General features: G+C 67.3%; 5 protein-coding genes. 4 read left to right on the top strand and 1 reads right to left on the bottom strand.

Annotated features, from left to right (window positions below; translation table 11 throughout):
- The 3 genes from KDH83_RS29600 to KDH83_RS29590 all read left to right on the top strand — a co-directional run.
- Window positions 1-991 (top strand): acyclic terpene utilization AtuA family protein (locus tag KDH83_RS29600; protein WP_212322379.1); only part of this gene is annotated, 991 nt, incomplete at its 5' end.
- Window positions 988-1,371, top strand: a complete 384-nt coding sequence (locus KDH83_RS29595; RefSeq protein WP_212322378.1) for a hypothetical protein — start codon at window positions 988-990, stop codon at window positions 1,369-1,371. The genes KDH83_RS29600 and KDH83_RS29595, both read left to right, overlap by 4 nt.
- Window positions 1,372-1,405: 34 nt before the next feature.
- Window positions 1,406-2,371, top strand: coding sequence for a tripartite tricarboxylate transporter substrate binding protein (locus KDH83_RS29590; RefSeq protein ID WP_212322377.1), 966 nt, complete (start codon window positions 1,406-1,408; stop codon window positions 2,369-2,371).
- Window positions 2,372-2,475: 104 nt separating this feature from the next.
- On the opposite strand, the gene KDH83_RS29585 is transcribed toward KDH83_RS29590, so the two are convergent.
- Window positions 2,476-3,252 (bottom strand): ferredoxin--NADP reductase, encoded by a 777-nt coding sequence (locus KDH83_RS29585; RefSeq protein WP_103274508.1) that lies wholly within the window; start codon window positions 3,250-3,252, stop codon window positions 2,476-2,478.
- A gap of 370 nt (window positions 3,253-3,622) precedes the next feature.
- On the opposite strand from KDH83_RS29585, the gene KDH83_RS29580 reads away from it, so the two are divergent.
- A complete protein-coding gene (locus KDH83_RS29580; protein WP_212322376.1) occupies window positions 3,623-4,666 on the top strand; it encodes a Fe(3+) ABC transporter substrate-binding protein in 1,044 nt (347 codons plus the stop codon).
- Window positions 4,667-4,716 lie beyond the last annotated feature (50 nt).

The raw sequence follows: 4,716 nt of genomic DNA, 5'->3' as shown, positions 1-4,716 counted from the left end.
CGCGCCCGAGCAACGCGACCTGCTGCGCCAACGGCTGGGCGCCGCGCTGGACGGTCTGGACGTGGTCAGCGCCACCGCCTATCTGGGCGCGGCCGAGATCGCCCAGGCGCTGGTCGCGGGCGCGCAGATCGTGGTCGCCGGCCGCGTGGCAGACCCTTCGTTGACGCTGGGGCCGGCGCTGGCCCATTTCGGCTGGGACGCGACCGACTGGCCGCGCCTGGGACGCGCCACCATCGCCGGCCACATGCTGGAATGCGGCCTGCAGGTCACCGGCGGCTACTTCAGCGTGCCGGGCCTGAAGGACGTGCCCGGCCTGCACGAAGCCGGCTTCCCCATTGCCGAAATCCAGTCCGATGGCGAGTTCGTCATCGGCAAGGCCGACGGCACCGGCGGCATGGTCGATGCCCGCACGGCCAAGGAACAGCTGCTGTACGAAGTGCACGATCCCGCCCGCTATCTGACCCCCGACGTGACCGCCGACCTGAGCCAGGCCCGCGTGGTCGAGTTGGGCGCCGACCGCGTCGCGGTGCAAGGCGTCACCGGCCATGCCCGCCCGGACGAACTGAAGGTCAACGTCTGCTATCGCGGCGGCTGGCTGGCCGAGGCGGAGATCTCCTACGCCGGCGTGCAGGCCGAAGCGCGTGCCCGGCAAGCAGCCGACATCGTGCGCCGGCGCCTGGGTCCGGCGCTGCGGCTGCGCGCCGATCTCATCGGCGTGGTCAGCGTGCTGGGCGACGACGGCGGCGACATGCTGGCCGGCCTGCCAGAAGGCCGGGCGCGCGACGTGCGCCTGCGCCTGGCCGCGACGCACGCCGACCGCGCCCAGGCCGAACGGCTGCTGCGCGAAGTGACCGCGCTCTACACCTGCGGCCCGGCCGGCGGCGGCGGCGTGCGCACCGCCCTGCGGCCGCGCCTGAACATGATGTCCTGCACCATCCCGCGCGACGCGGTGCGCGCCGGCTGGCGCTTCCTGGAGGAGATCCCGCAATGAGCGCCGACCTCGTCAGCGTGCCCCTGTACCGCCTCGGCCACGGCCGTTCGGGCGACAAGGGCGACATCTCGAACCTGAGCCTGATCGCCTGGGATCCGGAATGCTACGCGGTCCTGGCCGCCCAGGTCAGCGAAGACCGCGTGGCGGCCTGGTTCGCCAGCCGCCATCCGCGCCGCGTGATCCGCTATCTGCTGCCCAGCCTGCACGCGATGAACTTCGTGCTGGAAAACGCGCTGGATGGCGGCGTCAACGACGCGCTCAACCTGGACGCCCACGGCAAGAGCCTGTCTTTCCGATTGCTGGACATGACGGTGCAGGTCAGCCCCGCGCTGGCGGCCCGTCTGCCCGACATACCCGGCGACCGCCCAGCGGCCGCCTGATCCACCCTACAAAAACACATACAGGAGACACACGATGCTCACGCCCCTCCGGACTCGGCTCGCCCTGCTGCTGGCGGCCGCCCTGCCCCTGGCCGCCTCGGCCCAGTCCTTCCCCGCCAAGCCCATTACCTTCATCGTGCCCTTCGCGGCCGGCAGCGCCACCGACCAGATCGGTCGCGCCATCGGCCAAGGCGTCACGGAACAGACCGGCCAGGCCGTGGTGATCGAGAACAAGCCGGGCGCCAGCGCCATGATCGGCGCGGCCGCCGCCGCGCGCGCCGCGCCGGACGGCTACACCGTGCTCATCACCACCAACACCACGCATGCGGCCAACCAGCATCTGTACAAGACGCTGACCTACCGGCCCGTGGAGGACTACGTGCCGCTGACGCTGCTGGGCAAAGGCGGCCAGATCATGGTGGTCAATCCGAATTCGGCGGCCAAGAGCGTCGGCGACTTCCTTGCCCAGGCGCGCCAGTCGCCCGGCAAGCTCAGCTTCGGCAGCGGCAGCTCCAGCAGCCGCATCGCCGGCGAGCTGCTGCAGCAGATGGCCGATGTGCAGCTGCTGCACGTACCTTACAAGAGCAATCCGCTGGCCGTAACGGACCTGCTGGGCGGCCAGATCGACATGATGATCACCGACACCGCCACCGGGCTGCCCCAGGTCAAGTCCGGCAAGCTGCGCGCCCTGGGCGTCACGGGACTGGCCCGCTCGCCGCTGGCGCCCGACGTACCGACCATCGCAGAAGCCGGCGTGCCGGGCTATGAAATGGGCTATTGGTTCGCGGCCTACGCGCCGGCAGGCACGCCGCCGGACGTGGCCAAGCGCCTGAATGAGCTGCTGGTCAAAGCCACGCAAAGCGCGCCGGCCAAGCAGTTCTATGCGCAGACGGGCACCGATCCGGCCAACTCCACGCCCGAAGAGCTGGCCCGCTTCCAGCAGGCGGAAGCGGCGAAATGGGGCGATATCATCAAGAAGGCGGGGATTCAGCCCGAGTGAGCGCGACGCGCAAACGCGCGCAGCGCCCAGCAAAAAGCCCATCGCATGCGATGGGCTTTTTGTAGTTCCGCGAGCACGCCCTGCGGCGGGATCGGCGCGGCGACTTATTTGTCGACGAACGCGCGTTCCACCACGTAGTCGCCCGGTTGGCCCACGCCCGGGGATACGGTGAAGCCGCGCGCGTCCAGCATGGCGCTGATGTCGGCCAGCATATGCGGGCTGCCGCAGATCATGGCGCGGTCGGTCTCGGGGTTGATCTGGGGAATGCCGATGTCCTGGCAGAGCTTGCCGTTTTCCAGCAGCTCGGTGATACGGCCCTGGTTGCGGAAAGGTTCACGCGTGACGGTCGGGTAATAGACCAGCTTGTCGCGCACGATCTCGCCGAAGAACTCGTTGTTGGGCAGCTCGTTGCCGATGAAGTCGGCATAGGCCAGCTCGCTGACCCAGCGCACGCCGTGGACCAGGATGACCTTGTCGAAGCGTTCGTAGACGTCCGGGTCCTTGATGATGCTCATGAAGGGCGCTAGGCCGGTGCCGGTGCCGAACAGGAACAGGTGCTTGCCGGGCTTGAGGTCGTCGACCACCAGCGTGCCGACGGGCTTGCGGCTGACCAGGATGGTGTCGCCTTCCTTCAGGTGCTGCAGCCGCGACGTCAGCGGGCCGTTCTGCACCTTGATGCTCAGGAATTCGAGGTTTTCCTCGTAGTTCGCGCTGGCGATGCTGTAGGCCCGCAGCAGCGGCTTGCCTTCGACTTCCAGGCCGATCATGACGAAGTGGCCGTTGTGGAACCGCAAGGCCGCGTCACGCGTGGTGGTGAAGGAAAACAGGGTGTCGTTCCAGTGGTGCACGCTCAGCACGCGCTCAGTATTGAAAGCAGCCATGTCGTATCAATTATGGGCGGTTCGGCGTTGCCGGGCTTGCGGCCCGTCCGCGCTCCGCGAGGATGGTTTCCGAGCCGCACTCAAAAACTGGCAAGAGTGAATAGGCGGTGGTCGGCATTAGGGTTGTCCCTATTCTACAGGGTCTCGATGATAATTGCTCTCATTATTCCGTAATACGCTTATGCCGTATTGATGGGGATCAAGCACGGGTCACACCTCCTTACGCGTAGTTGAACGCCGGAAATCTTCCTGGTATCGTCGCACTTCCATTTGATAATCATTTTCGTTATGCGGCCCCGGCATGCGTCCAGGCCGCTGGCACCACCCGCAGGAAGGCAGCCCTTCCCGCGTCCTCTTGCCGGAGTTGTTCATGTCCAAGCGTCCCCAACTGAATTCCCTGCTGCGCGTCCTGGCCCTGGCCGGCGCCGCCGCCTTCGCCGTGCAGGCCCAGGCCGCCGAGGAAGTCAGCCTCTACACCACCCGCGAGCCCAAGCTGATCCAGCCGCTGCTGGACGCCTTCACCAAGGAAAGCGGCATCAAGGTCAACACCGTCTTCGTCAAGGACGGCCTGCTCGAGCGCGTCAAGGCCGAAGGCGCCAAGTCGCCCGCCGACGTGCTGATGACCGTGGACATCGGCAACCTGCTGGACCTGGTCGATGGCGGCGTGACCCAGTCGGTCAAGTCCGAGACGCTGGAATCCGTCATCCCCGCCAACCTGCGCGGCGCCGATGGCAAGTGGTACGCCCTGTCGCTGCGCGACCGCGTGCTGTACGTCGAAAAGGACCTGAAGCTGGAATCCTTCCGCTATGAAGACCTGGCCGATCCCAAGTGGAAGGGCAAGGTCTGCATCCGCTCCGGCCAGCACCCCTACAACACCGCGATGGTCGCCTCCATGATCGCGCACGACGGCGCCGAGGCCACCGAGAAATGGCTGCGCGGCGTGAAGGCCAACCTGGCCCGCAAGGCCGCCGGCGGCGACCGCGACGTGGCGCGCGACATCCTGGGCGGCATCTGCGACATCGGCCTGGCCAACGCTTACTACGTGGGTCACATGAAGAACGCCGAAGCCGGCACCGACGCCCGTAAGTGGGGCGACGCCATCAAGGTCATCCGCCCGACCTTCGCCAACGCCAAGAGCGGCGGCACGCACGTCAACGTCAGCGGCGCCGCCGTGGCCGCGCATGCGCCCAACAAGGCCAACGCCATTAAACTGCTGGATTACCTGGTGTCCGAGTCCGCCCAGGCGCTGTATGCCCAGGCCAACTATGAATACCCGGTGCGCAAGGGCGTGAAGCTCGACCCCGTGATCGCCAGCTTCGGCGAGCTCAAGATCGACCCGCTGCCCCTGACCGAAATCGCCAAGCATCGCAAGCAGGCCAGCGAGCTGGTCGACAAGGTCGGCTTCGACAACTGATGCACCGTGGCCGCGCCACCAGGCGCGGCTCCGGCGCGCGGTCCCGGCGG

It is taken from the genome of Achromobacter sp. Marseille-Q0513 (genome assembly GCF_018195695.1).
Classification (GTDB): domain Bacteria; phylum Pseudomonadota; class Gammaproteobacteria; order Burkholderiales; family Burkholderiaceae_B; genus Achromobacter.
The sequence above is the reverse complement of the archived record's forward strand: the minus strand, read 5'-3'. Positions and strand labels throughout refer to the sequence as shown.